General features: G+C 71.9%; 21 protein-coding genes. 6 read left to right on the forward strand and 15 right to left on the reverse strand.

The window, feature by feature from the left end; genetic code table 11:
- Window positions 1-50: 50 nt before the first annotated feature.
- Window positions 51-899 carry a sulfurtransferase gene (locus tag ACSBPH_RS03990; protein ID WP_442576314.1) on the reverse strand — a complete coding sequence of 283 codons (849 nt, stop codon included), beginning with the start codon at window positions 897-899 and terminating at the stop codon, window positions 51-53.
- Window positions 900-1004: 105 nt separating this feature from the next.
- Between ACSBPH_RS03990 and ACSBPH_RS03995 the strand changes: the two genes are divergently transcribed.
- On the forward strand, window positions 1005-2396 hold the full coding sequence (locus ACSBPH_RS03995) for an O-acetylhomoserine aminocarboxypropyltransferase/cysteine synthase family protein (RefSeq protein WP_442576315.1): 1392 nt from the start codon (window positions 1005-1007) through the stop codon (window positions 2394-2396).
- Here the strand turns inward: ACSBPH_RS03995 and ACSBPH_RS04000 are convergent.
- Window positions 2380-3708, reverse strand: coding sequence for a M20/M25/M40 family metallo-hydrolase (locus ACSBPH_RS04000; RefSeq protein ID WP_442576316.1), 1329 nt, complete (start codon window positions 3706-3708; stop codon window positions 2380-2382). The genes ACSBPH_RS03995 and ACSBPH_RS04000 overlap by 17 nt on opposite strands.
- A gap of 140 nt (window positions 3709-3848) precedes the next feature.
- Between ACSBPH_RS04000 and ACSBPH_RS04005 the strand changes: the two genes are divergently transcribed.
- The 3 genes from ACSBPH_RS04005 to ACSBPH_RS04015 all read left to right on the forward strand — a co-directional run bounded on the left by ACSBPH_RS04005 (window position 3849) and on the right by ACSBPH_RS04015 (window position 7140).
- On the forward strand, window positions 3849-4847 hold the full coding sequence (locus ACSBPH_RS04005) for a Gfo/Idh/MocA family protein (RefSeq protein WP_442576317.1): 999 nt from the start codon (window positions 3849-3851) through the stop codon (window positions 4845-4847).
- A 3-nt stretch (window positions 4848-4850) separates the two neighbouring features.
- The gene (locus ACSBPH_RS04010) at window positions 4851-5714 is read left to right on the forward strand and encodes an NYN domain-containing protein (RefSeq protein WP_442576318.1); all 864 of its coding nucleotides are present in this window, start codon (window positions 4851-4853) and stop codon (window positions 5712-5714) included.
- Between the two features lie 133 nt (window positions 5715-5847).
- A complete protein-coding gene (locus ACSBPH_RS04015; RefSeq protein WP_442576319.1) occupies window positions 5848-7140 on the forward strand; it encodes a DUF4921 family protein in 1293 nt (430 codons plus the stop codon).
- A 171-nt stretch (window positions 7141-7311) separates the two neighbouring features.
- Here ACSBPH_RS04015 and ACSBPH_RS04020 read toward each other — a convergent pair whose 3' ends face one another.
- The 3 genes from ACSBPH_RS04020 to ACSBPH_RS04030 form a co-directional block, all read right to left on the reverse strand.
- Window positions 7312-7692, reverse strand: coding sequence for a DoxX family protein (locus ACSBPH_RS04020; protein WP_442576320.1), 381 nt, complete (start codon window positions 7690-7692; stop codon window positions 7312-7314).
- A gap of 101 nt (window positions 7693-7793) precedes the next feature.
- Entirely contained in the window at window positions 7794-8816 is a 1023-nt protein-coding gene (locus ACSBPH_RS04025) for a 1-aminocyclopropane-1-carboxylate deaminase (protein WP_442576321.1), read from the reverse strand.
- A complete protein-coding gene (locus tag ACSBPH_RS04030; protein WP_442576322.1) occupies window positions 8813-9493 on the reverse strand; it encodes a GntR family transcriptional regulator in 681 nt (226 codons plus the stop codon). Before ACSBPH_RS04030 ends, ACSBPH_RS04025 begins: the two co-directional genes overlap by 4 nt.
- 130 nt (window positions 9494-9623) lie before the next feature.
- On the opposite strand from ACSBPH_RS04030, the gene ACSBPH_RS04035 reads away from it, so the two are divergent.
- Window positions 9624-11108: an MDR family MFS transporter gene (locus ACSBPH_RS04035; RefSeq protein ID WP_442576323.1), complete on the forward strand. Its 1485-nt coding sequence runs from the start codon at window positions 9624-9626 to the stop codon at window positions 11106-11108.
- Between the two features lie 72 nt (window positions 11109-11180).
- Here ACSBPH_RS04035 and ACSBPH_RS04040 read toward each other — a convergent pair whose 3' ends face one another.
- The 7 genes from ACSBPH_RS04040 to ACSBPH_RS04070 all read right to left on the reverse strand — a co-directional run bounded on the left by ACSBPH_RS04040 (window position 11181) and on the right by ACSBPH_RS04070 (window position 18612).
- Window positions 11181-12698, reverse strand: coding sequence for an ATP-dependent DNA ligase (locus ACSBPH_RS04040; RefSeq protein ID WP_442576324.1), 1518 nt, complete (start codon window positions 12696-12698; stop codon window positions 11181-11183).
- A 101-nt stretch (window positions 12699-12799) separates the two neighbouring features.
- Window positions 12800-13573: an ABC transporter ATP-binding protein gene (locus tag ACSBPH_RS04045; RefSeq protein ID WP_442576325.1), complete on the reverse strand. Its 774-nt coding sequence runs from the start codon at window positions 13571-13573 to the stop codon at window positions 12800-12802.
- Entirely contained in the window at window positions 13570-14421 is an 852-nt protein-coding gene (locus ACSBPH_RS04050; protein WP_442576326.1) for an ATP-binding cassette domain-containing protein, read from the reverse strand. The genes ACSBPH_RS04045 and ACSBPH_RS04050 overlap by 4 nt, the downstream gene beginning before the upstream one ends.
- Complete coding sequence (locus tag ACSBPH_RS04055) at window positions 14418-15287, reverse strand: ABC transporter permease (protein WP_442576327.1); 870 nt, start codon at window positions 15285-15287, stop codon at window positions 14418-14420. The genes ACSBPH_RS04050 and ACSBPH_RS04055 overlap by 4 nt, the downstream gene beginning before the upstream one ends.
- Complete coding sequence (locus tag ACSBPH_RS04060; protein WP_442576328.1) at window positions 15284-16228, reverse strand: ABC transporter permease; 945 nt, start codon at window positions 16226-16228, stop codon at window positions 15284-15286. The genes ACSBPH_RS04055 and ACSBPH_RS04060 overlap by 4 nt, the downstream gene beginning before the upstream one ends.
- A gap of 29 nt (window positions 16229-16257) precedes the next feature.
- Window positions 16258-17793: an ABC transporter substrate-binding protein gene (locus ACSBPH_RS04065; protein ID WP_442576329.1), complete on the reverse strand. Its 1536-nt coding sequence runs from the start codon at window positions 17791-17793 to the stop codon at window positions 16258-16260.
- 96 nt (window positions 17794-17889) lie between these two features.
- Window positions 17890-18612, reverse strand: coding sequence for a DUF1684 domain-containing protein (locus ACSBPH_RS04070; RefSeq protein ID WP_442576330.1), 723 nt, complete (start codon window positions 18610-18612; stop codon window positions 17890-17892).
- A 170-nt stretch (window positions 18613-18782) separates the two neighbouring features.
- Between ACSBPH_RS04070 and ACSBPH_RS04075 the strand changes: the two genes are divergently transcribed.
- The gene (locus tag ACSBPH_RS04075) at window positions 18783-19505 is read left to right on the forward strand and encodes a DUF72 domain-containing protein (protein WP_442576331.1); all 723 of its coding nucleotides are present in this window, start codon (window positions 18783-18785) and stop codon (window positions 19503-19505) included.
- A gap of 656 nt (window positions 19506-20161) precedes the next feature.
- Here the strand turns inward: ACSBPH_RS04075 and ACSBPH_RS04080 are convergent.
- The 3 genes from ACSBPH_RS04080 to ACSBPH_RS04090 all read right to left on the reverse strand — a co-directional run bounded on the left by ACSBPH_RS04080 (window position 20162) and on the right by ACSBPH_RS04090 (window position 25265).
- On the reverse strand, window positions 20162-22837 hold the full coding sequence (locus tag ACSBPH_RS04080; RefSeq protein ID WP_442576332.1) for an ATP-dependent Clp protease ATP-binding subunit: 2676 nt from the start codon (window positions 22835-22837) through the stop codon (window positions 20162-20164).
- Between the two features lie 152 nt (window positions 22838-22989).
- Entirely contained in the window at window positions 22990-24855 is a 1866-nt protein-coding gene (nhaA, locus tag ACSBPH_RS04085) for a Na+/H+ antiporter NhaA (protein WP_442576333.1), read from the reverse strand.
- A complete protein-coding gene (locus tag ACSBPH_RS04090; RefSeq protein WP_442576334.1) occupies window positions 24852-25265 on the reverse strand; it encodes a MarR family winged helix-turn-helix transcriptional regulator in 414 nt (137 codons plus the stop codon). Before ACSBPH_RS04090 ends, nhaA begins: the two co-directional genes overlap by 4 nt.
- Between the last annotated feature and the right edge of the window lie 16 nt (window positions 25266-25281).

A 25281-nucleotide genomic window follows, 5' to 3' on the forward strand; every position in this document is an offset into this window, starting at 1 on the left:
CCCGCCCGGATCACCCGCCCCGATCAGCCGCCCGCATCACGCGGACCGCGTCACACCCCGCCGCGAGGCTCCGGCCCCGTCGCCACGGGGCGACCCGGCGTGTTGGACCACTGGCTCCACGAGCCGGGATAGACCGCGACGTCGATGCCCGCCGAGGCGCCGGCGAGCGCCGTGTGCGCCGCCGTGAGGCCCGACCCGCAGTACGCCGCGACCGGCGTGCCGTCGGTGACGCCGACCGCCTCGAACGCGGCCCGGACGGCGTCGGGCGAAGCGAACGCGTCGCCGTTCAGGACGGCGTCGGCGGGGAGACTCACGGCGCCGGGGATGTGTCCCGCGATCGGGTCGTACGGCTCGGTCTCGCCGCGGTACCGCTCGGGCGCCCGCGCGTCCAGCAGCACGCCGCGCTCGGGCCACGCGGCGGCCTCGTCGATCGTGAGGCCGCCCACCGGGTCGCCGAGAGTCACCGAGCCCGGCGCGGGCACGACCTCACCCTGTTCGAGCGGGAGCCCCGCCGCCCTCCACGCCGAGAGGCCGCCGTCGAGCACGCGGACATCCGCGACGCCCGCCTGCCGCAGCAGCCACCAGGCGCGGGCAGCGGCGACGGAGCGGTAGTCGTCGTAGACCACGACGGCGTCCGCGTCATCCAGACCCCACCGGCGCGCGGCATCCTGAAGCGTCTCGCGGGAAGGGAGCGGGTGCCTCCCCTCCGACGCGGCGCCGTGGGTGGCGAGCTCGGTGTCCATGTCGACGTAGACGGCGCCCGGCAGGTGGGCCGCGCGGTAGTCGGCGCGCCCGTCCGGCTGGTCGAGGCGGTAGCGGACGTCGAGAAGACGGATGCCGCCGCCCGCCTGGATCCGTTCGTGCAGGTCGCGGGCCGAGATGAGCGGGAAGACAGGCATACCGGCATCCTCACACGAGTGCGCGCGGAGGCCGTCGCCCGGGGCCTTCCGCAACAGTTCGCAACACCCGCGGGGCTGAGGCCGGTCGATCGCGACAATTGACGGATGTCCTCCACACCCCGCCGCCAGGGCTTCGCGACGGCCCAGGTGCAGGCCGGGTACGAGCCGGGCCTCGCGCAGAACACCGCCGTCCCCCCGATCTACCAGTCCAACGCCTACGAGTTCGCCTCGCTCGCCGACGCGCGCGACCTCTTCGCGCTGCGGAAGTCGGGCAACCTCTACAGCCGCAACGCCAACCCGACGCAGCTCGTGTTCGAGGAGCGGGTCACCACCCTCGAGGGCGGAGTCGCCGGCGCCGCCGTCGCCTCGGGACAGGCGGCCGTCGCCGTGACGCTCCTCGCCCTCGCCAAGAGCGGCGAGCACATCGTGGCCGCTCGGCAGCTCTACGGCGGAACGGTCGACCTGCTGCAGGAGACCTTCGCCGATTGGGGCATCGAGGTCACCTTCGTCGACCAGGACGACATCTCCGCCTGGCGCGCCGCCGTCCGGCCGAACACGCGAGCGCTGTTCGCCGAATCCATCACGAACCCGCTCGCCCAGGTGCTCGACATCCGCGCCGTCGCCGACGTCGCGCACGAGGCCGGTGTGCCGCTCGTCATCGACAACACCGTCGCGACGCCGGCCCTCATCCGCCCGGTCGAGCACGGCGCCGACTTCGTCGTGCACTCGGCCACGAAGTACCTCGGCGGCCACGGCACGTCGATGGGCGGCATCGTCGTCGACCTCGGCACGTTCGACTTCGGCGCCGACCCCGACCGCTGGCCGCAGCTCACGAAGCCCTACGCGCGGGTGCGCGACCTCGTGCTGTGGGACCGGTTCGGGCCCTCCGGCCTCGCGTTCGTCGCCCTCGTCAAGTCGAAGTACGTCCACGATCTCGGCCCGTCGATCTCGCCGTTCAACGCCTTCCAGCTGCTGCAGGGCCTCGAGACCCTCCAGCTGCGGATGGCGCGCCACAGCGACTCCGCCCTCGAGGTCGCCCGGTTCCTCGCGGGCCACCCGGCGGTCGCGCGCGTGCACCACCCTCTTCTCGAGACGTCGCCCTGGCACGACCTGGCCCTGCGGTACGCGCCGCGGGGCGCGGCATCCGTCTTCGCCTTCGACCTCGTCGCCGCAGAAGACGCCGATGCGGACTGGGCGAAGGTCGAGCGGTTCGTCGACTCCCTCGAGGTGGTGCGGCTCGTCGCCAACATCGGCGATGCACGGAGCCTCGTCTCGCACCCGGCGTCGATGACGCACAGCCACCTGAGCGAGGACCAGCTCGCCGAGGCCGGCGTCACACCGACGACGATCCGCCTGTCGGTCGGCCTGGAGGACCCGGCCGACGTCATCGCCGATCTCGCGCGCTCGCTCGACCTCGTGACCGATCCCGCGCGCTCGCTCGAGCTCGCGGACGACGTCGTCGCCGAGGCGGAGCAGGCGCTCAGCTCGACGCGATGAGCGCGCGGTAGAAGCCGATCCCCCGCAGCCACACGTCGACCCGGATGCGCTCGTTGTGGGAGTGCAGCGCGTCGCGTTCCGCCCTCGACACGCGGAACGGCGTGAAGCGGTACACGTTGTCGCTGATCGAGGTGAACCAGCGGCTGTCGCTCGCGCCGAGCTGGAGGTAGGGGGTCGGCACGACGTCGTCGCCAAGGGTCGCGACCACAGCGCCGCTGAGGCGCCGCCAGCCGTCGCCCCGCCAGGGCGAGATCGGCGACGGATCGGAGCCGTGCCGCACCTCGAGCTCGACCTCGTCGTCGGCGATGACGCGCCGCGCGCGCTCGGTCGCCGTCTCGACGGTGTCGCCGTGCAGGAGGCGGATGTTGATCGCGGCGCGCGCCGTCGTCGCGAGGACGTTCTCGCCGGGTGCGCCTGCCAGCTGTGTCGCGACGGCGGTCGTCCGCACGATGGCGTTCATCTCGGGTCCGCCGTGCGAGAGCACCGCCGCGACGACGGGCGCCGTCACCGACAGGCGCTGCAGGATGGCGCGCAGGGGCTGCGACGCGTGGGGCGCGAGGGTCTGCAGCATCGCGCGGACGGGCGGCGCGATCCGCCGGGGGAACGGATGCCGATGCAGCCGGTCGATCGCACGGGCGAGGCGGGCCGTGGCCGGCGTGGCGGGCGGCGTCGAGGCGTGCCCGCCCTGCTCGCGGACGGTGAGAAGGAGCGTCATGACACCGCGCTCGGCGACGCCGATCATCGCGGTCGGCACGTGCACGCCCGGGATGACCCCCTCGACGACGGCTCCACCCTCGTCGAGCACGAGGTGCGGTCGCACGCCGCGGGACCGGAGGGCCTCGACGATCGCGCGGGCGCCGCCGCCGGCCGTCTCCTCGTTGTGGCCGAACGCGAGGTAGACATCGTGCGCAGGCCTTACGCCCTCGATCAGCGAGGCCTCGACGGCCTCGAGGATCGCCACGAGGGCTCCCTTGTCGTCGATCGCGCCGCGGGCGTGGATCGCGGCATCCGTCCCCTCCCCCACGATCGTCGCGGCGAAGGGCGGGTGCTCCCACTCGGCCTCGACGACGGGGACGACATCGAGGTGCGCCATCAGCACGAGCGGATGCCCCTCACCGGCGCCCGGCCAGCGGAAGAGCAGCGAGTGGCCGTCGACGACCTCGCGCTCGAGCCGTGCGTGGGTGAGCGGATAGAGGCGCTCGAGGGCGGCGTGGAAGCGGTCGAAGGCCTCCCAATCGGTGTCCGACTCGTCGGCGTGCGACACGGTCGGGATGCACAGCAGTTCCTGGAAGCGCTCGACGGGGGTTGCCACCGCACGAGCCTACCCGCGGGCCTCTCCGCGGGCCCGCCCGCTGGTCTTCCCACGGGCCTTCCCGCTGGTCTTCGCACGGGCCTTCCGCCGGACGGGCGCCGATCGCCCGTCCGCGGACCCGCGCTCGCTACGCTTCACCCATGACCTCTCCCGACTTCCCCGGCCTGCGCTGGGGCATCCTGGCGACGGGCGGCATCGCCCATGCCTTCGCCCACGACCTCCGGACGGCGGGGCGCGACCTCGTCGCCGTGGGCTCGCGCCGCGCCCCGGCCGCGCAGGCGTTCGCCGACGAATTCGGCATCGCCCGCGCCCACGACTCCTACGAAGCGCTCGTCGACGACCCCGATGTCGACATCCTGTACATCGCGACGCCCCACCCCGCGCACGCCGAGAATGCGATCCTCGCCCTCGAGCACGGCAAGCACGTGCTCGTCGAGAAGCCGTTCACCCTGACGCAGCCCGAGGCCGCCCGCGTGCGCGATGTCGCTCGCGCGAACGACCTCCTCGCGATGGAGGCCATGTGGACGCGCTATCTGCCGCACATGATCCGCATCCGCGAGATCGTCGCGTCCGGCGCGCTCGGCGAGGTGCGCGCCCTCTTCGCCGACCACACGCAGCGCATCTCGACCGACCCGGCGCACCGCCTCAACGCGATCGAGCTCGGCGGCGGAGCGCTCCTCGACCTCGGGATCTACCCCGTCTCGTTCGCGTGGGACATCCTGGGCGAGCCGACCACCATGACGGCGTCGGCGCGCCTCATCGAGACCGGCGCCGACAGCGAGATCGCGACGACCTTCACGCACGCGGGCGGCGCCGTGTCGTCGACGATCTCGGCGTCGAGGTCGGCGGGTCCGAACGTCGCGCACATCCTCGGCACCGAGGCGCGCATCGACATCGACCGGGTCTGGTACTCCCCGACGTCGTTCCGCGTCATCGATCCGTCGGGCGACGTCGTCGAGGACTACGTCTCGCAGCACGAGGGCCGCGGCATGCAATACCAGGCCCTGGCCGCCGAGCGCTACGTCGCGGACGGGACGCTGGACAGCGACATCCTCCCCCTCGACGAGACGGTCGCCATCATGGGGACCCTCGACGAACTCCGCCGGATCGTCGGCGTCCGCTACCCGCAGGAGGACTGACACATGGCCGATTCGACTCCGCGCGTCGCGGTCTACCTCGACTTCGACAACATCGTGATGTCGTGGTACGACCGGGTGCACGGTCGCAACTCCTACTCCCGCGACCGGCAGAAGATCGCCGATCAGGTCGCCGACCCCGAGATCACGCAGCGACTGGCGGCGGCGACCGTCGACGTCGGCGCGATCATCGACTACGCGGCGTCGTTCGGCACCCTGGTGCTCACGCGGGCCTACGCCGACTGGTCGTCGCCGGTCAACGCGGAGTACCGCAACCAGCTCGTCGCGCGCGCCGTCGACCTCGTGCAGCTGTTCCCCGCCGCGGCCTACGCCAAGAACGGCGCCGACATCCGGCTCGCGGTCGACACGGTCGAAGACATGTTCCGCCTCCCCGACCTCACGCACGTCGTGATCGTCGCCGGCGACAGCGACTACGTGCCGCTCGCGCAGCGCTGCAAGCGCCTCGGCCGCTTCGTCGTCGGCGTGGGCGTCGCCGGTTCCACGGCCAAGTCGCTCGCGGCGGCGTGCGACCAGTTCGACTCGTACGACTCGCTTCCCGGGGTGACGGCGCCCGAGGGCGCGAAGAAGACGGATGCCGCGGCCCCCTCCCGCGCGAGACGCTCGAAGAAGGCGGCTCCCGACCCGTCGGAAGAGCTGCTCGCGCGTGCCCTGCGCCTCGAGCAGGAGCGCACCGACGAGGACTGGGTGCACCTCTCGGCGGTCAAGAACCTGCTCAAGCGCATGGACCCGTCCTTCAGCGAGAAGGCGCTCGGCCACAAGTCCTTCTCGGACTTCGTCAAGGCGCACCCGGCGATCGCCGAGCTCGACGAGTCGACGAACATCGTGCGCGTGAGGCTGCGACTGCCCTAGGCCCGGCTCAGGCGGGGCGTCGGGCTGGGCTTTGGGTGGGACTGAGCCTTGGCGTGGGTCTGTGCCGTGGCGTGAGCCTGCCCCGTGGAGTGGGCCTGCGCCCCACCTCGCCGGCGCGTGGCACGATGGGTGGGTGAGCGACGCTGCCCCGGGGAAGAGTCCGCTGACCCGCCTTCCGGACGGGACGGTCAAGCAGGTGGGCCCGCTCACGGGAACCCGCGTGTGGACCGTGCCGGGGCGCGCGCACCGGCCGATCGAGATGGTGCGCGACGCTCCGAAGCCGCTCGGCGTCGGCGAGGCGACGCGCCTGTGCGCGTTCTGCCCGGACCGCTACCTCGAGACGACGCCCGAGAAGTCGCGCCTCGTGGGGCCCGACTACACCGAGCTCCGGCGCGTCCCCGCCTCGCAGCTGTTCGACACGACAGCGGAGTTCCGCCGCTTCGGCAACCTCTTCGAGATCGTCTCGGCCGAGTACTGGCGGGAGAACCACGGGTTCCGTCAGCCCGCCTCGGTCGTCGCGTGGGCGCGCGACTACCTCGGCGAAGCGGCGGGGCGCGAGCACATCGAGCATCTCGCCGCGGTGCGGACCGCGGCATCCGGAACCGAACAGAGCCGCGAAGAGGCCGCCCTCGACCTCGTGGGCGGCTCGCACGACGTCATCGTGGCGCGCCGGCACGTCGTCGACGGCGCGACCACCGACGACGAGCTCGTCTCCTCCGGCGTCCTGTCGCCCCGCGAGCACGCGGAGTACTTCGGCTTCACCGTGCGCTCACTCGACGAGCTGGCGCGATCGCAGCCCCACGCCGAGTACGTCGCGGTGTTCCAGAACTGGCTGCTGCCGGCCGGGGCATCCTTCGAGCACCTGCACAAGCAGCTCGTGGCCGTCGACGAGCACGGACCGCAGGTCGACCACGAGCTGCGGCTGCTCGCGGGCGATCGCAGTCTGTATCAGCACGCCATCGCCGACCTCGCCGTCGCGAAGGGGCTCGTCGTCGCGGCCAACGACGGGGCCGTCGCCTTTGCGGGGGTCGGCCATCGGTATCCGGCGTTCGAGGTCTATTCGCGGTCGCGGGCGAACCTGCCGCACGAGCACTCGCCCGCCGAGATCCGCGCGATGTCCGACCTCGTTCACGCGCTCCACGCCGCGACCGGCGTGCACGTGCCCACGAACGAGGAGTGGCATTACCGCCCGCCGGGCGCGCCGTGGCCCATGCCGTGGCGGATCGTGCTCAAGTGGCGCATCTCCAACCCGGCGGGCTTCGAGGGCGGCACGAAGATCTACGTCAACACGATCGATCCGTGGGAGCTGCGCGCCCGCGCCGTCGCCGACCTGGCGCGGCTGCGACTGGACGGCGCGATCGCCGAGGGCATCCGCATCGGCGACGAGTGCCGCCCCGACGACACCCGCCTGCGCTACGCCGACTGACCCGTTCTCGTCCGCGGCCCCGCCATCCTCGACCGCGGCCTCGAAACCAGGGATTCGCGTCGAGACCGGGGAAGATCTCCCTTGTTTCGACGCGAATCCCCTGTCTCGCCGTTGACCCGCCGGGTCAGCCGCCCGCGTCGACCGCGCCCGCGCTCGGCCGCGCGTGCCGGGTCAGCGGCGGGTCGACCAGAGCGCGCCCGCGACGAGGAGGGGCTGGATGAACAGGCGCCCGAGGCGCTTGGCGTCGGAGTCCATGCCGAACCCGTTGCGGTGGTGCAGCCACTGGTCGACGTTGCCCGGGAAGATCGCGATGAAGAAGCCCGCGAGGATCGCGCCGATGCGGCGCTTCTCCTTCGGAAGCACGACGAGCGCGGCGCCCAGCATGACCTCGACGGCGCCCGACACCATGACGATGCCGTCCTTGTCGATCTTCGAGATCTCGGTCGCCCACTCGGGCACCTGGTTCTGGAACTCGCGCCTGCCCCAGAAGAGGTGGCTGAGTCCCGCGAACACCATTCCCGCCGCAAGCAGCCATCGCAGTGTCGTGCGCATGGATGAGAGTCAACCCCTCACCCGGGCGGCATGCGACCCCTTGCCGATCGCGCCCAGACGCGGTATTCCAGACGCGGTATTCCGGCCACGCCTCCGTCGGCTCAGGGGTAGCGGCCGCTGTACGCGTTGATCGCGGGCTGGCCGCCCAGGTGCGCGTAGAGCACGTTCGAGTCGCGCGGGATCTCGCCCGACGACACGAGGTCGATGAGTCCCGCCATCGACTTGCCCTCGTAGACCGGGTCGAGTATCACGCCCTCCAGCCGCCCGGTGAGGAACATCGCCTCGTCGGTGGACTCGACCGGGATGCCGTACTCATCGCCGGCCCATCCCTCCAGCACCGTGATCTCGTCGTCGCGGAGGTCGCGGCCGACGCCGATGAGGTCGGCCGTGCGCCGCGCGATGCGGGCGACCTGAGCGCGCGTCTCGTCGATCGTCGCCGAGGCGTCGATCCCGATCACGCGCCGCGGGCGGTCGCCGAAGTTCTCGAGCAGGTCGGCGAAGCCCGCGATCATGCCGGCGTGCGTCGATCCCGTGACGGTGCAGACGACGATCGTGTCGAAGAAGACGCCGAGCTGCGCCTCCTGGGCCTTGACCTCGTGCGCCCAGTTCGCGAATCCGAGTCCGCCGAGGCGGTGGTCGCTCGCGCCGGCGGGGATCGCGTAGGGCGTGCCGCCGGATGCCTCGACCTCGGCGATCGCGTCCTTCCACGAGTCCTTGAAGCCGATGCCGAAACCTGCGGGCGAGAGTCGCACGTCGGCGCCCATGAGCCGCGAGAGGAGGATGTTGCCGACGCGGTCGTTCACGGCATCCGGCCAATTCACCCAGTTCTCCTGCACGAGCACGGCCTTCATGCCGAGGTGCGCCGCGACGGCCGCGACCTGCCGGGTGTGGTTGGACTGCACGCCGCCGATCGACACCAGCGTGTCGGCGCCCTGCGCGAGCGCCTCGGGCACGAGATACTCGAGCTTTCGCACTTTGTTGCCCCCGAAGGCGAGACCGCTCGAGACGTCTTCGCGCTTGGCCCACACGCGCGCGCCGCCCAGGTGATCGGACAGCCGATCGAGCGGATGCACGGGGCTCGGCCCGAACATGAGCGAGTGGCGCGGGAAGTCGGCGAGGGTCATGGCGTCTCCTGGTGGTCGGGTTCTTCGGTGACGGATGCCGCGAGCAGCCGCTCGAGCGTGAGCCAGTTGTCGCGGGTCAGCCCTGCGGCGAGGTGGGCGTCGCCGTCGGCGCAGGCGGCGATGATCCGGTCGTGGTCGCCGACGCTCCCGCGTCCGGCGAGGCCCGCGAACCGCGCGCGCTCGAGGCGGCGCAGGAGCGGGGTCACCTGCTCGAGGAGGCCGGGAAGGAGCGGGTTGGCGCTCGCGGCGACCGCGACGGCGTGGAAGTCGTCGTCGGCGGCGATCGCGGCATCCACATCCGACTCGCGCAGAGCCGCGGCGAAGCGCGCGTTGGCGGCGCGCATGGCGTCGAGGTCGGCGTCGGTCAGGAGCGGTACGGCGTCGCGCACGGCGAGCTCGTGGAGGGATGCCGCGATCCGCTGCGCGGCGAAGGCGTCGCGGGCATCCAGCGGCGCGACGACGGTCTCCTTGGCGCGGCGCGTGTGCACGAGCCCCGCGGCCTCGAGCCGGGCGATGGCCTCGCGGATCGGCGTGCGGCTGACCTCGAGCCACGCCTCGAGCTCGGTGTCGCGCAGGCGCTCGCCGGGGGCGAGCGCACCGCTGACGATCGCGTCGCGCAGCTGCGCGTACGCGTAGTCGCGCAGCGACCGCGGTCGTTCGGCACGAGGAAGCGGCATGCAACATATTGCACACTGCCGCGGCATCCCGCGTCAAATCCCCCGCTCCCCCGTTGGTTCGGCCGGAGCCGCCCTCGCCTCGCGGGAGCGTGGCAGGCTGTATTGGTTGCGGCGACGAGAGGCGGGACGGATGACGGACGGGGTCGGACTGAGGTCGGAGCGGGGGCCGATCCTCCTCGCGCTCATGCTGTCGATCTTCCTCATCGCGATCGACTCCACGATCCTCGCAACCGCCGTCCCGACGATCGTCGACGAGTTCGGCGGCTTCGAGCAGTTCCCCTGGCTGTTCTCGATCTACACGCTCGCCCAGGCGGCCTCCGTCCCCGTGTACGCGAAGCTCAGCGACATCGTCGGCCGCCGCCCGGTCATCTACGTCGGTATCGTCCTCTTCCTCATCGGCTCGGTGCTGTGCGGCCTCGCGTGGAACATGACCGCCCTCATCGCGTTCCGCGCCGTGCAGGGCCTCGGCGCCGGCGCGATCACGCCCGTCGCCATGACGATCGCGGGCGACATCTACACCGTCCGCGAGCGCGCCAAGGCCCAGGGCTACCTCGCGAGCGTCTGGGCGTTCTCGGCCGTCGCGGGGCCGACCATCGGCGGCCTGTTCGCGCAGTTCCTCACGTGGCGCTGGATCTTCTGGATCAACGTCCCGCTGTGCCTCCTCGCACTGTGGATGCTGTGGCGCAACTACCGCCAGCCCTTCGAACGGCACCGCCGACGGATCGACTACGCCGGCGCGGTGCTGCTGACCGCGGCCCTCGTGCTCATCGTGCTCGCGCTCCTCGAGGGCGGCAACGCGTGGGCGTGGCTCTCCTGGCAGAGCATCGCCGCCTTCGGCGTCGGCGCGCTCCTCCTCGTCGTCTTCGCGTTCGTCGAGCGGCGGGCCGAAGACCCGATCCTCGCGCCGTGGGTCTTCTCCAGCCGCATCGTCGTCTCGACGTCGGTCGTCGCGCTGCTCGTCGGAGTCGTGCTCATCGGCCTCGTCTCGTTCGTGCCGACCTTCCTGCAGTCCACGACCTCCGCCGCGCCGGTCGCGGCGGGTCTCGCCGTCGCGGCGCTCACGCTCGGCTGGCCCATCTCGGCCGCCCTCGCGGGCCGCTTCTATCTGCGCATCGGCTTCCGCGCGACAACGCTCATCGGCAGCACGCTCGCGATCATCGGCGGGGCGCTCCTCGTCGTCTTCGCCCTCTCCCCCTCGATCGTGCTGACCGCCGTCGGATGCTTCATCGTCGGCCTCGGCCTCGGCCTCGTCGCCGCTCCGAGCCTCATCGCCGCGCAGTCGTCGGTCGGCATGCGCCGCCGCGGCGTCGTGTCGGGCACCAACATGCTCGCCCGCTCGGTCGGCAGCGCCGTCGGCGTCGCCGTCTTCGGCGCGATCGCCAACGCCCTCATCGCCGCGAACGGCGGAGCCGACGTTCCCGCCGCCATCCAGTCCGGCGCCGTCGCCGTCTTCATCGGCGTCGCGGGCGCCGCGCTCGTCATGCTGCTCGCCTGCGCCTTCATCCCGTCCGTCGCTATCGAGGAGCCCGAGCCCGTGGGCGAACGCGAGACGGTCACGGAGGGCGAGCGCGAGACAGTCCCGCAGGGCGATGGTGGGGCGGATGCCGCGGCCTGACCGGCCGCACCGTCAGACCCGCAGCATCCCGCGGCGAATGGGCCCCCCGGCAGCGCCGTGTGCGCAGCACTCTCAGCCCCGCAGCATCTCGCGCAGCGTCTGGATCGTGTCGGCCTCGTCGGCGCGCTTGTCGTCGCGATAGCGCTTGACCCGGGCGAAGCGCAGGGCGACCCCGCCGGGGTACCGGGTCGACCGCTGCACGCCGTCGATCGCGATCTCGACGACGATCTCGGGCGGGAGCCACACCGTCCCGGGCGTCTCGCGCACGGCGAGCTCCTGGAACCGCTCGGTCTGCCAGGTGAGCAGCGCGTCGGTGAGGCCCTTGAACGTCTTGCCGACCATGACGAACCCGCCGCCGAACTCCCCCGTCGCATCGAGCGCGCCGAGGTGCAGGTTCGACAGCCACCCGGTACGGCGGCCGTACCCCCACTCCGCGGCGAGCACGACGAGGTCGAAGGTGTGGACGGGCTTCACCTTCACCCAGCTCGCACCGCGCCGGCCCGCGGCATACGTCGAATCGATCGCCTTCACCACGACGCCCTCGTGACCGGCCTCGAGCGCCTCGGCCGCGACGCGCTCCGCGACCTCGGGGTCTGCCGTCACCTCGCCCGGAATCCGGTGGTGCGGCGCAATGCGCCCCAGCTCGTCGCGGCGCACGCGCAGCGGCTCGTCGAGGAGGTCGCGGCCGTCGACGTGCAGCACGTCGAAGAACCACGGGTGCAGCACCACCTCGCGCGCCCGCTCGGCGCCGAAGCGCGACATCGTGTCTTGGAACGGCCGAGGCGCGTCGTCTTCGTCGAGCGCGAGCGTCTCGCCGTCGAGGATGACGGCGTCGACGGGCATGCCCCGCACCACCTCGACGACCTCGGGCAGGCGATGCGTGATGTCGGCGAGGTTGCGCGTGAAGATCCGCACGTCAGCGCCGCGGCGGTGCACCTGGATGCGCGCTCCGTCGAGCTTGTATTCCACGGATGCCTCGCCCACCGCCTCGACCGCCTCCGACGCGGTCGCCGCCGAAGAGGCGAGCATCGGGAGCACGGCCCGGCCGACCTCGAGACCGATCGCCGCGAGGTCGTCGGCACTGCCCGACAGCGCGAGGCGCGCGGTCTCGCCGAGGTCGCCCGAGAGCATCGCCGCCCGACGGACGGCGGCCGCATCGCGCTCGGCCGCTCGGGCGATCGCATCGAGCAGCACGCCCTCGAGCGCGCCGGTGCGCAGCTCGCCGAGCATGACGCGGCGCAGGAACTCCCACTCCGGCGCCGTCGCGCGCGACGCGAGGTCGCGCAGTGCGTCGCCGCGGACGGCGACGGAGCCGGCTCCGGATGCCTCGGCCAGCCCGCCGAGCGCCTCGTCGACCTCCTCGAGGGTGAGCGTCGAGGAGGTGGCGTGGTCGGCGTCGAAGGACGACAGGCTGCGCCAGCCGACCCCGATGCGGCCCTGCCGCGGGCTCGCGGTGAGGAATCCCACCGCGATGGGCACCTCGGCGGGCTCGAGCATCCGCAGCAGCGTCGCGAGCGCCTCGATCTTGACCAGTCGCGAGCGGGTGGCCGCGACGGCCTCGGCGGTGTCGACGACGTCGGACAGCAGCATCCGTGAATCATCCCACCGGGTCCCGACATCGCGACGTCCCGATATCGGGATCACCATCGCGCCGGACATCGCGCGCGCGGCCGCCCGGCTGACGAACCCTGCTACGCGGCGGGCAACCGCGGCACCGACGACAGCAGGCGGCGCGTGTAGGGGTGGTGCGGGTCGGAGAGCACGGCCGCGGTCGGCCCCTCCTCGACGACGCGGCCGCCCTCGAGCACCGTCATGCGCGCGCACAGCGCCGAGACGATCGTGAGGTCGTGCGAGACGAGCAGCATGCCGATGCCCCGCTCACGCGCGAGACGCAGGAACAGCTCGATCACGAGCATCCGCACCGACGTGTCGAGCGCGCTCACCGGCTCGTCGGCGAGGAGCAGCCTCGGCTCGGGGGCGAGCGCGCGTGCGATCGCGATGCGCTGCCGCTGGCCCCCCGAGAACGCGTCGGGGTAGCGCGTCGCGGCATCGGCCGGAACGTCCACGGCCTCCAGGAGCTCGGCGACCCGCGCCGCGCGCTCGGCACGGCCGCCCGGAATGCGGAGCGACCGCAGCGGCTCGGCGATCGAGTCGCCGATCGTCATGCGAGGATCCAGCGACGAGAACGGGTCCTGGTAGACGGGCTGGACTGCCCGGCGGAACTCGCGCATTCCCGCGCGGTCGGAGCGCGACAGCGGCCGGCCGTCGAAGAGGATCCGGCCGGCAGTCGGCTGGTCGAGCCCCAGCAGCAGCCGCAGGAGGGTCGTCTTGCCGGCGCCCGACTCCCCCACGAGCCCGACGCTCTCGCCCGGTGCGACCGACAGGCTGACGTCGTGGAGCACGGGGGCGCCGTCGCGGTAGTGGAAGCCGACGCCTTCGGCCGACAGCAGGGGTGTCGTCGTCATCGGTCCTCCTCCACCGCGGAGCGCCCCGTGCTCGCGGGCAGGAACGCGTCGAGCTCGCGGGAGGCCTCGACGAGGGTCCGCGTGTACGGGTGGACGGGGTGGCGCAGCAGCTGCGAGGTCTCGGCGAGCTCCACATGTCGCCCGTGCCGCATGACGAGCACGCGGTCGGCGATCCGCGAGACGACGGGGAGGTCGTGGCTGATGAAGATGAGTGACATCCCCCGCTCGCTCACCTCCCGCTGCAGCAGATCGAGCACGCCCGCCTGCACGGTCACGTCGAGGGCCGTCGTGGGCTCGTCGGCGATGAGCAGCCGGGGACCCCCCGCCAGAGCGAGGGCGATCGCGACACGCTGGCGCTGACCGCCCGAGATCTCGTGGATGTACGCGCGCGCGATGCGCTCGGGATCGGGGAGCTGCACGTCGGCGAGGGCATCGAGCACGGCCCGCCGCAGTGCGTCGCCGCCGAGTCCCCGGTGCTTCGCGAGCGGCCACGCGAGCTGCTTGCCGACGCGCATGAGCGGGTCGAGCGACGCGAGGGGCTCCTGGAAGACCGCGCTCACGACAGCGCCGCGCACGCGGTCGAGACGCCGCTGCGACGCGCCGACGACCTCGACCCCGGCCGAGCCGGCCGGCCCGGTCGAGAGCACCGCGCTGCCTCGCGCCTGCAGCGGATGTGCGAGGAGGCCGAGGATCGCCAGCGCCGTGACGGACTTGCCCGATCCCGACTCGCCGATGATCCCGAGGCGCTCGCCCGGGGCGAGGGCGAAGCTCACGGCCTCGACGAGATCGCGGGGCTCGACGTCGTCGATGGTGACGCCGAGGCTTTCCAGGGTCAGCAGGGCGCTCATCGGATGCTCCGCGAGGCCGGATCGGCGATGTCGCGCAGGCCGTCGGCGAGAAGGTTCATGCCGATGATCGTCGCGACGAGGAGGAGGCCCGGGAGGATCGCGGCGACAGGCGACACCAGGACGGTGCTCTGGGCCTCCTGCAGCATCCGTCCCCATGAGGCGTTGGGCGGCGGCGACCCGAGTCCAAGGTATGAGAGGGATGCCTCGGCCACGACCGCGCCGCCGAACTGCAGCGCGAGCGGCACGACGAGGGTCGGCCAGACGTTGGGCAGCACGTGGATGCCGATGAGGCGCAGGGTCCCCGTCCCGGAGGTGCGCGAGGCCGTGACGAAGTCCTGCGCCAGCACGCGCGTCGCCGTGACGCGGGTCAGGCGCGCTATGACGGCGGAGCCGGCGAGGCCGATCGCCAGGATCGCCGACTCCAGCGACGCGCCGCGCCACGCGACGATGAGCATCGCGAGGAGCAGCGTCGGGAAGGCGATGGCGATGTCGAGGAGGCTCGAGATCGCATCGTCGAGCCAGCGGTCGGCGACGGCGGCCACGATACCGAGGGTCACGCCGAGGACGGCGGCGATGAGCACGGACCCGAAGCCGACGAGCACCGCGAGGCGAGCCCCGACCATGAGCTGCGAGAAGAGGTCGCGTCCGAGGCGGTCGGTTCCTGCCCAGTGCTCGGCGGACGGCGCCAGCAGCCGGTCTCCCGTCGTGTCTTCCAGGCCATAGGGCGTCCAGAACAGCGACACGATGGCGACGGCGAGGATGGTGCCGAACAGGACTGCGCCGACGGCGAGGTTGATGGAGCGGCGCGCGCGGGGGCGGCGGCGGGACGGCGCCGGGGCGGCGACGGCCTGGATCGCGGCGGTCATGCGGCGGCCCTCGCGCGGCGGTTGCCCGAGAGCGAGTCGCGCAGTCGCGGATCGATGAGGCGCTGCACGATGTCGGCCGCGAACCCGAGGAGCAGCACGAGCGCCGTCGAGAAGAGCAGCACGCCCTGCACGCTCGGGAAGTCCTGCTCCTTGATGCCGACCAGCAGCATGTCGCCGAGGCCCGGCAGGGCGTAGACGCGCTCGATGACGACGGCGCCGACGAAGGTCGTCGAGAGCATGATGGCGAGGATCGAGACGACCGGCACGACCGCGTTGCGCACGCCGTGGCGCCAGAGCGCCGAGCCGAAGCTCTGTCCGGTCGCCCGCGCGGCCCGCATGTACTGCTGGCCCAGGATGTCGAGCGTCGCGCTTCGCACGTAGCGGGCGAGGTCGCTCCCCGCGACGAGGGCGATCGTGACGACCGGAAGTGCCAGCGACCGGAGTGCTGCGGCGGGGTCGGCCCAGTCGGTGCGGGGGAAGCCGCCCGCCGGGAACAGCCGCCAGCCGAGCGACAGCACCGCGACGAGGAGGATGCCGACCCAGAAGACGGGGATCGCGCCGCCGAGCTGCGACAGCGCCGAGAACGTCGCGCCGTACCAGGTGCGCGACCTCCAGGCGGCGAAGAACCCCACGGGCACGGCGATCGCCACGGCGAGCAGGAACGACATGATCGTGAGCGGCAGCGTCACGTTGAGGCGGCGGAGGATCTCGTCCCCGACCGACAGGTGGTTCGTGAACGACTCCCCGAGGTTGAGCGTCACGAGCTGTGCCAGGTAGTCGCCGTACTGCACCCAGATGGGCCGGTCCACGCCCAGACGTGCCGCTGCCGCGGCGATATCGGCATCCGTCGCCCCTACCGAGATGAGAGCGAAGACGGGGTTTCCGAGCACCCGGAGCACGACGAACAGGATCGTCGCCGCCAGCGCGAATGCCAGCAGCAACAATCCTGTCCGTCGGATCAGATAAGCGCCTATGACGCCGCCTTCTCGATGCCGTACACGTAGAACAGCGAGTTCAGGCCGTTCTGCGGCACGCCGCTGACACCCTCGGCCGCGATGCGCAGCTGCGGGTTGAGGTACAGCCAGACGCTGGCCGCGTCATCCGAGATCTGCTGGTTGGCCTTCTTGACCAGCGCGGTCTGCTCGTCGGTCGACGAGGCGGCCTCGGAGTCGGAGAGCCACTTCTGCACGTCGGCGTTGTCGTAGCCCCAGTAGAAGTCGGGGTTGCCGTAGAAGTTGATGTCGCGGTCGTTGACGTGGCCCTGGAGCGTCGCCTCGAAGTCCTTGTCGGTGTAGACCTTCTGGTACCACTCGTCGTCGGTGATGACGTGGATGTCGACCGTGATGCCGACCTTCGCGAGCTCGGACTTGACGAACTCGGCGACCGTCGAGTGCACGCCCGAGTCGGGCGTCTCGAGCGTGAACTCGAAGCCGTCCGGGTAGCCGGCGTCGGCGAGGAGCTGCTCGGCGACCTTCGGGTCGTACGGGTTGTTGTCGGCGAGGTCGATGTACCACGGCTCCGACGGCGGCACCATCGAGCCGATGAGCTGGCCGCGGCCGTCCCACACGGCGTCGAGCAGCTTCTCGCGGTCGATCGCGGAGTACACGGCCTTGCGCACGGCGACGTTCGAGAACGGCTCAACGCGGTCGTTGAAGGCGAGCAGTTCCTTGGTCGTCGAGGTGCCCTCGATGATCTGGTAGCCGGATGCCTCGAACTGCGACAAGCTGTCGGGGTTCGACTGGCTCGTGACGAGGTCGACGGCGCCCGTGAGCAGCGCGTTGTTGAGTGCCGTCGGGTCGGCGTAGTACTGGTAGACGACGCCGCCGTTCTTCGGCTTCTCGCCCCAGTAGTCGTCGTTCAGCTCGAGCGTGATCGAGTCGCCCTTGCGGTAGTCGGCGAGCGCATAGGGGCCGCTGCCGTCCTCGTTGGCCGTCAGGTCGCCCGCCGCGGGGTTGACGATCCAGACGTACCCGAGGTTGTAGGTGAAGCTGATCGAGGGCTGCTTGAGGGTCACGGCGACCGTCTTGTCGTCGACGACGTCGACGTGGTCGATGACGCTCAGCTGCCGCTTGCGCGCCGCGATCGAGTCGGGGCTGATGAAGCGCTCGAGGCTGTACTTGACCGCTGCGGCGTCGACGGGCGCGCCGGAGTGGAAGGTCGCGTCGTCCTGCAGCGTGAAGGTGTAGACGAGGCCGTCGTCCGAGACCTTCGTGTCGGCGGCGAGGAGGGGCTCGACCGTCGCGTCGTCGGTGATCTTGAACAGGCCCTCGTAGACGTTGCCCGTGAACACCTCGGTGACGCCCGAGCTGCCGCCGAAGATCTGGTCGAGGTTCGTCGGCTCGTTCTGCGAGCCCACGACGATCTCGGCGTCGGGGTCGGCCTGGACGGCGGCGGGAGCGGAGGAGGCGGGCGCGCCCCCCGTCGCGCAGCCGGCGAGGAGCAGGAGTCCGGCGGCTGCCGCGGCGATCGCGGCGGGGATACGGGTACGACGATGGCGTGCGGTCACGTCAGGGTCCTTCACTGTGAGGGGGCGTGCGGGGGCAGGGTCATGCGGGCGTGGCGCCGCGGGGCGGCGGGCGCGGGGGCCCGCCGCGAAGTCAGGTCAGAGCGAGAATCCGTCCGCGAACTTCACGCGCTTCTCCCCCGCGCGAAGCGCGAAGGGCAGGCGGTTCTGCAGCGGCGGGAGCGGGCAGTTCATCTGGTTCGAGAACCCGCAGGGCGGCACGATCGCGCGGTTGAAGTCGATCGTGATCGGGATGCTGTCTCCCGCCGCGAGTTCGCGGTCGGCGGCGGGGTGATCGAGGAAGAGGAACCGCCCGGCGCCGTAGCTCTCGGCGCCGTTCGTGCGGTCGCCGAAGACGAGCTGCAGCTTCCACGTGCCGCCGTAGTTCGTGTCGAACGCGTTCAGCCGGTACTCGGTGCCGTCGACCTCGAACACGAGATCGCCCGAGACGGGAAGACCACGCGTGGCCCCGGCATCCTTGATGTGCTCGAACGGAACCACGCGCTCCTCGTCGACCAGCTCGAAGCGGCCCTCGATGATCCACGCCGGGTCATAGGGGTAGTACTCGATCTGCTCGAAGGCCTGCTGCGCGGGAGAATCCTGCCGCCAGATGCGGTAGCCCTCCTGCGGCGCGCCGGTCTCGATGTCGTCGCGACGCAGACGCGTGAAGACGGCGGTGTCGGGCTGGCCCTCGCGGGCCGTCGCCTCGTCGACGGGCGGGGCGCCCGCGGCCGACCAGTGGGTGAGCACGAGCGAGAGCGGGCCCTGCGGCGCCGTCACGTAGTCATGCCGGGATCGGATCCATTCCTCGTGCTCGGTCACTGTCGCTGTACTCACACTCACAGGAGATCAAATGTCGAGCACCGCTCGGAAATTCCGTTTCACAGTGTTTCGGTTCTCCCGGGCGTGTCGCGCATTCTGCGCAGGTAGCCGCCCGGGAGCGAACCTGCAACCCCCCGCGGGGGCGTCACGCGCAGGCGCAAGGTGGAGGCATGGTGCGCATCGGGACGTCGGGATGGAGCTACCCGCACTGGCGGGGCGCCCTCTACGCGAGCGCGCCGCAGGCACGCTGGCTCGAGATCTACCAGCGGGAGTTCGACACCGTCGAGCTGAACGCGAGCTTCTACCGCTGGCCGCCTCCCGCGCGCTTCGCGGCGTGGCGCGACAAGCTCCCCGAGGGCTTCGAGATGACGGTGAAGGCCCCGCGCGGACTCACGCACGCGCGGCGCCTCCGCGAGCCCGAGCAGTGGATCGAGCGGGTCACGGCGGGCCTTCACGAGCTGCGCGGCAAGCGCGGGCCGCTCATCGTGCAGCTTCCGCCGACGATGGAACGCGACGACGCCCGCCTCGACTACTTCCTCGGGGCCCTGCCCGCGTGGACGCGCCCGGTGGTCGAGTTCCGGCACGATTCATGGACGGATGACGCGGTCTTCGCGCTCCTCGAACGCCACGGTGCCGCGTACTGCGTCATGAGCGGCGCGCGGCTGCCCTGCATCCTGCGCGCGACGGCGAAGATGGTCTACGTGCGCTGGCACGGTCCCGACGCGGACCACCTCTACGGCGGCTCGTACTCCGACGACGACCTGGCCTGGTGGGCCGAGCGCATCCGGGAATGGGAGCGCGACGGCCACGAGGTCTACGGCTACTTCAACAACGACGGCGGCGGCAACGCCGTGCGCAACGCCCGCACCCTGAAGCGGATGCTGCACGCCTGACCCCCTCGTCGGTGCGGGTGCTGCTGCGGGCCGTGCGGCGCGCCCCGCCCCGCACGGCGCGCCCCGCCCCGCACGGCGCGCCCCGCCCCGCACGGCGCGCCCCGCCCCGCACGGGGGTAGGAGATGGCGCGGAGGTAGGACGAAACGGGGGGCCATCGTCCTACCCCCGCGCGGACTCCTCCCCCCGTCGGCCGTCGCGGGGACGAACGGCCCTGCGCTTGCGGGCGGGCCGGGCTCGCGGCATCCGTCACCGCCGGCGACGCATGCGCCCTGAAACGGATGCCGCGTGCCCGACCCCACCCCGGCCGCCGACCTCGCCACGGCGCACGGTGGTAGGAGATGGCGCGGAGGTACGACGAAACGGGGGGCCATCGTCCTACCCCCGCGCGGACTCCTCCCCCCGTCGGCCGTCGCGGGGACGAACGGCCCTGCGCTTGCGGGCGGGCCGGGCTCGCGGCATCCGTCACCGCCGGCGACGCATGCGCCCTGAAACGGATGCCGCGTGCCCGCCCGACCTCGGCCGCCGACCTCGCCACGGCGCACGGGGGGAGGAGATGGCGCGAAGGTAGGACGAAACCGGGGGCCATCGTCCTACCCCCGAGCGGACTCCTCCCCCCGTGCGGGTCGGAGTCCCACCACCGCCGAGCGCCAGGCGCCTACGCGGCGGCCGCGACCTCCCCGCGCCCGAGCTCGGCGCTCACGAGCAGGCCCGCGTCGGCGGCATCCACCCGCACCGCTCCCCCGTCGACGAGCGAGCCGTCGACGAACAGCCCGGCGATCTTGTCGTCGACCTCGCGCTGCACGAGGCGGCGGAGCGGCCTCGCGCCGTACTCGGGCTCGTAGCCGTTGTCGGCGAGCCAGTCGATCGCGGCATCGCTCACCTCGAGCCGCGCCTCGCGGCGAGCCAGGCGCGCCGCCGTCTGGTCGAGCACGAGCCTCACGATCTCGCGCAGCTGCACCTTCTCGAGCTTGCGGAAGAGCACGATCTCGTCGATCCGGTTGAGGAACTCGGGGCGCATCGCCTCGCGAAGCCTTCCGAACACGCGGTCGCGGAGGTCCTTCTCGCTCCCGAACCCTGTCGATCCACCGCCGTCGGCGATGAAGCCGATCGCTCCGGCGCGAGAGGCCAGAAACTCCGACCCGAGGTTCGAGGTCATGATGACCACCGTGTTGCGGAAGTCCACCGTGCGACCCTGGCCATCGGTCAGCCGCCCGTCGTCGAGCACCTGCAGCAGCAGGTTGAAGACGTCGGGGTGGGCCTTCTCGATCTCGTCGAAGAGCACGACGGCGTAGGGGTTGCGGCGCACGCGCTCGGTGAGCTGCCCCGCCTCGTCGTAGCCGACGTATCCGGGAGGGGCGCCGACGAGCCTCGACACCGTGTGCCGCTCGCCGAACTCGCTCATATCGAAGCGGATGACCGCGCCCTCGTCGTCGAACAGCGACTGCGCGAGCGCCTTGGCGAGCTCGGTCTTGCCGACGCCCGTCGGACCGAGGAAGAGGAACGAGCCGACGGGGCGACGGCTGTCGCCCATCCCCGTGCGGTTGCGGCGGACGGCCTTCGCGACGGCCGTCACCGCGTCGTCCTGCCCGATGACGCGAGCGTGCAGCTCGGTCTCGAGCGAGGCGAGGCGCTCCCGCTCCGTCTCGGTGAGGCGGTTGACCGGGATGCCGGTGGCCCGGCTGATGACGGCTGCGATCTCGGGCTCGTCGACGACCGCCTCGCCCCACGCGCCGTCGCCGGCCGCGCCGAGCGCACCCGCACCCGCCGCACCCGCGCCGTCCCCACCAACCCCGTCGGAAACCGCGCGCGAACCCGCCGCAGCACCGCGGGATCCCGCACCGGCCCGGCGCGACGTCGCCTCGTCGAGGCGCTCCTGCACCGCGGCGATCTGGTCGCGGATGCGGGAGGCCTCCTCGTAGTGCTCGGCCGACACGGCGGCGTTCTTGTCGGCCTCGAGCGTGGCGAGGCGCTCGATCAGCGCCGACACGTCGACGAGCGCGCCGAGCTTGAGGCGCAGCCGCGCGCCCGCCTGGTCGATGAGGTCGATCGCCTTGTCGGGCAGCACGCGCTCGGTGAGGTACCGGTCGCTGAGCTCGACGGCGGCGCGCAGCGCGGCATCCGTGAACCGCACGCCGTGGTGCTCCTCGTACGCGGGCTTGAGCCCCTGCAGGATCAGCACGGCGTCTTCGAGCGAGGGCTCCCCCACGCGCACGGGCTGGAAGCGGCGCTCCAGCGCCGGGTCCTTCTCGATCGTGCGGTACTCCTTGAGCGTCGTCGCGCCCACGAGGTGCAGCTCGCCGCGAGCGAGGCGGGGCTTCAGGATGTTGCTCGCATCCATCGCGCCCTCGCCGCCGCCGCCGGCGCCCACGACGGTGTGGATCTCGTCCACGAAGAGGATCACGGCCCCCTCGAGCGACGCGACCTCGTCCATCGTCGCGGTGAGGCGCTCCTCGAAGTCGCCGCGGTAGCGGGTGCCGGAGAGCATCGCGGCGAGGTCGAGCGAGACGACCCGCTTGCCGAGCAGCTGCTCGGGCACGCCGCCGTCGACGATCGCCTGCGCGAGCCCTTCGACGATCGCGGTCTTGCCGACACCCGCCTCACCCACGAGGACGGGGTTGTTCTTCGTGCGGCGGCTGAGGATCTCGATCGTCTGCTCGATCTCGTCGGCGCGACCGATGACGGGGTCGAGCCGGCCCTCGCCGGCGAGAGCCGTGAGGTCGGTGCCGAACTTCTCGAGCATGGGCGTCTGCGCGTCCTGCGTCTCGGAGTCCTCGGTGGGCGCTCCCGCGGGCCTCACCGTCTCGCGCACGCCCTCCGACAGCGCTTCGGCGGTCACGCCGGCCTCGGCGAGGAGGCGTCCTGCGGGGGTGTCCTGCGCGAGAACGAGCGCGAAGAAGAGGTGCTCCGGGTCGATGTACGTCGAACCCGACGAGCGCGCGACCTGGTACGCGTGGAAGAGCGCGCGCGTGACCGACGGCGTCACGAGCGCACCGTCGGCGTCCTGCGCGGCGGATGCGGCGGGCAGGCGCTCCTCGGCGGCACGCGCGATGGCGCGCGGGTCGGCGCCGATCCGGCGCACCGCGCCGTTCGCGGGGTCTTCGTCGATCAGGACGCGCAGCACGTGGAGGGCGTCGAGCTCCCGCTGACCGCGGCCGAGCGCGAAGCGGCCGGCGCGCTGCAGGGCGTCCTGCGTGCGCGCGCTCAGGAACCGGGTGAGGTCGATCGACCGTTCGGCCCGCGCGCGCTCACCCGCGAGGTAGCGGGCGAGGAACTCGTCGAACGAGCCGGCGCCGTCGGCGTCGCCGGTGGAAGGTGTGAAGTCTTCGGGCATTCCCCTGTGTCTCCGTTGCAGTGAACTGGGATGCGACCAAACTTGAGTCTGGCCGTGTCAAGTTCAACGACGGTGGAGGGCGGGTATTCCCGACCGCGCAGAAGATCCTCGAAAGGCCCTGCCGGGTTCGGCGGCCCCGGACGGCTCAGGGATCAGCGCCCGAATGCGACCGGCGTGCCCCCGGCGGGGGCGCCCGGCGCCGCCTCCAGCGCTCGGATGAGGCTCGCCGAGTCGTAGGGCCCGATGTGCCGGCGGCCGTTGACGAAGAACGTCGGCGTGCCGCTGAGGTCCATGAGCTCGGCATCCAGCCTGTCGTCCTGGATGCGTCGCAGCACGCGCGGCGAGCGGAAGTCCTCCGTGAACCTCTCGGCGTCAAGGCCCAGCTCCTGCGCGTAGTCGCACAGATCCGTCGTCTCGAGCCGGTCCTGGTGGGCGAAGAGGGTGACTGCCATGTCGAGGAAGCGCCCCTGGAGGGCTGCGGCCTCGGCGGCCTGGGCCGCCTCCTGCGCGTGCGGATGCGGGGCGTCGAGCGGGAAGTGCCGCCACACCCACCGCACGCGGTCGCCGAAGTGCTCGAGCACCGTGTCGATCGACCCCGTCGCACGACTGCAGAACGGGCACTCGAAGTCGCCGTACTCGACGATCTCGAGGCGCGCCTGCGCCGAGCCGCGGAAGTGGTCGCGTTCGGGATCGAACGGCCGCATGAGCTTGGCGCCCACGGGCCGGGGCGGCCAGATGCGGTCGCCCACGACGAGCAGGAGCCATCCGGCGAAGAACGCGAGGACGGATGCCGTGAGCACGGCCACGCGCGCGATGTTCTGCGTCTCGGGGTCGGAGATCGCGATCGGCACGAGGAAGAGCGAGATCGTGAAGCCGATGCCCGAGAGAGCGCCTCCCCCGGCGATGCGGTTCAGGCCGAGCCCGGGCGCGAGCCGCCCCTTGCCCATCGCCTGCAGGAGCGCCGTCGCCCCCGTGATCCCGACGAACTTGCCGACGACGAGCGCGACGACGATGCCCCACGCGACCGGGGAGGCCACGGCATCCTGAATCGTCTGGAGATCGAGGTGCACACCGGCGTTCGCGATCGCGAAGATCGGCAGCACCCCGTACGAGATGTACGGCCGCCATGCCTGGTCGACCCGCTCGTTGATGGAGAGCGAGTCGCGGAGACTGCGCGTGACGGCGGCGGCGTACGCGGGGTTCGGCGACTCGCGGAAGGCCTGCGTCAGCTCGGCGGCCCGCTCGACGTCGCCGCGGCGGGGCGGGAAGACGGGGATGAGGAGCGCGACGGCGACGCCGGCGAGCGTCGGGTGGATGCCGGCGAGCAGGAGCGCGATCCACAGCGCCCCGCCGAGGAGGAAGTACGACAGGCCCCGGCCGACGCGAAGGAACCGAACGAGCGCGAGCAGCACCATGAGGGCGATCGCGATGACGAACGGCAGCGGCGCCAGGCCGCTGTTGTAGAAGACGCCGATCGCGAGGAGAGCGCCGATGTCGTCGACGACCGCGAGGGTCAGGAGGAAGATCCGCAGCCGCGAGGGGTAGCGGGGCGCGATGAGTGCGAGGGCGCCGAGGAGGAAGGCGGTGTCGGTCGAGATGACGACGCCCCAGGCATCCGCCTCGCCGCTGGAGATGTTGAAGAGCACGAAGATGGCAGCCGGCAGAGCGAGCCCCGCGACGGCGGCGGCGATCGGCAGCACGGCGCGCGAGCGGTCGGTCAGCTCGCCGATCGTCAGCTCCCGCTTGACTTCGAGGCCCACGAGGAAGAAGAAGGCCGTCATGAGGCCCTCGTTGACGATGGAGTGCACCGTGAAGGTGGCGCTCCATCCTCCGACCGAGAGCCCGACCGGCAACGACCAGAACTCCTCGTAGGTGGCGCCGAACGGGGCGTTGGCCCACACCATCGCGACCACCGCACCCGCGAGCATGAGGGCGGCAGCGAGGCGCTCGCCGGGCGGGCCGCCCTTGCGTTGTTTCGCGCTGCCCGTGCCCGTCGCGCGGACCGCCGATACGCTCACGCGCCGAACGGCTCCGTGTGAAGGCCCTCCAGGGCCTCGCTCAGGCGCGCCGCGCCTTCGGCGAACGACCGGTCGAGCCGCGCGAGCCGCGCGTCGGCCTCGGCGAGCGCCGCCTCGCCCTTGTCGGTCGCCCGGAGGTCGGAGGCCGCTCCCGCGTGGGCCGTGGCATCCTGCACGAGACCCTCCTCCTGCAGCGTACGCACGGCGGTGTGCGCCGTCTGCACCGTGATCTGCGAGCGCCGCGCGAGCTCCGAGAACGAGATGCCCGGCGTCGCGTGGATGTGCGCGAGCAGTCCGTACTTGCGCGTCGTGAGGCCGAGGTCTTTCAGCGCGGCGTTGAGCTGCGCGTCCCACACGCTCGAAACGGTGAGAAGCGCGATGACCGGGCTGAAGGGCGGACGCTCAGGCATGACCCTTCATCGTAGC

This window comes from Microbacterium sp. F51-2R (assembly GCF_052180235.1).
Taxonomy (GTDB): domain Bacteria; phylum Actinomycetota; class Actinomycetes; order Actinomycetales; family Microbacteriaceae; genus Microbacterium.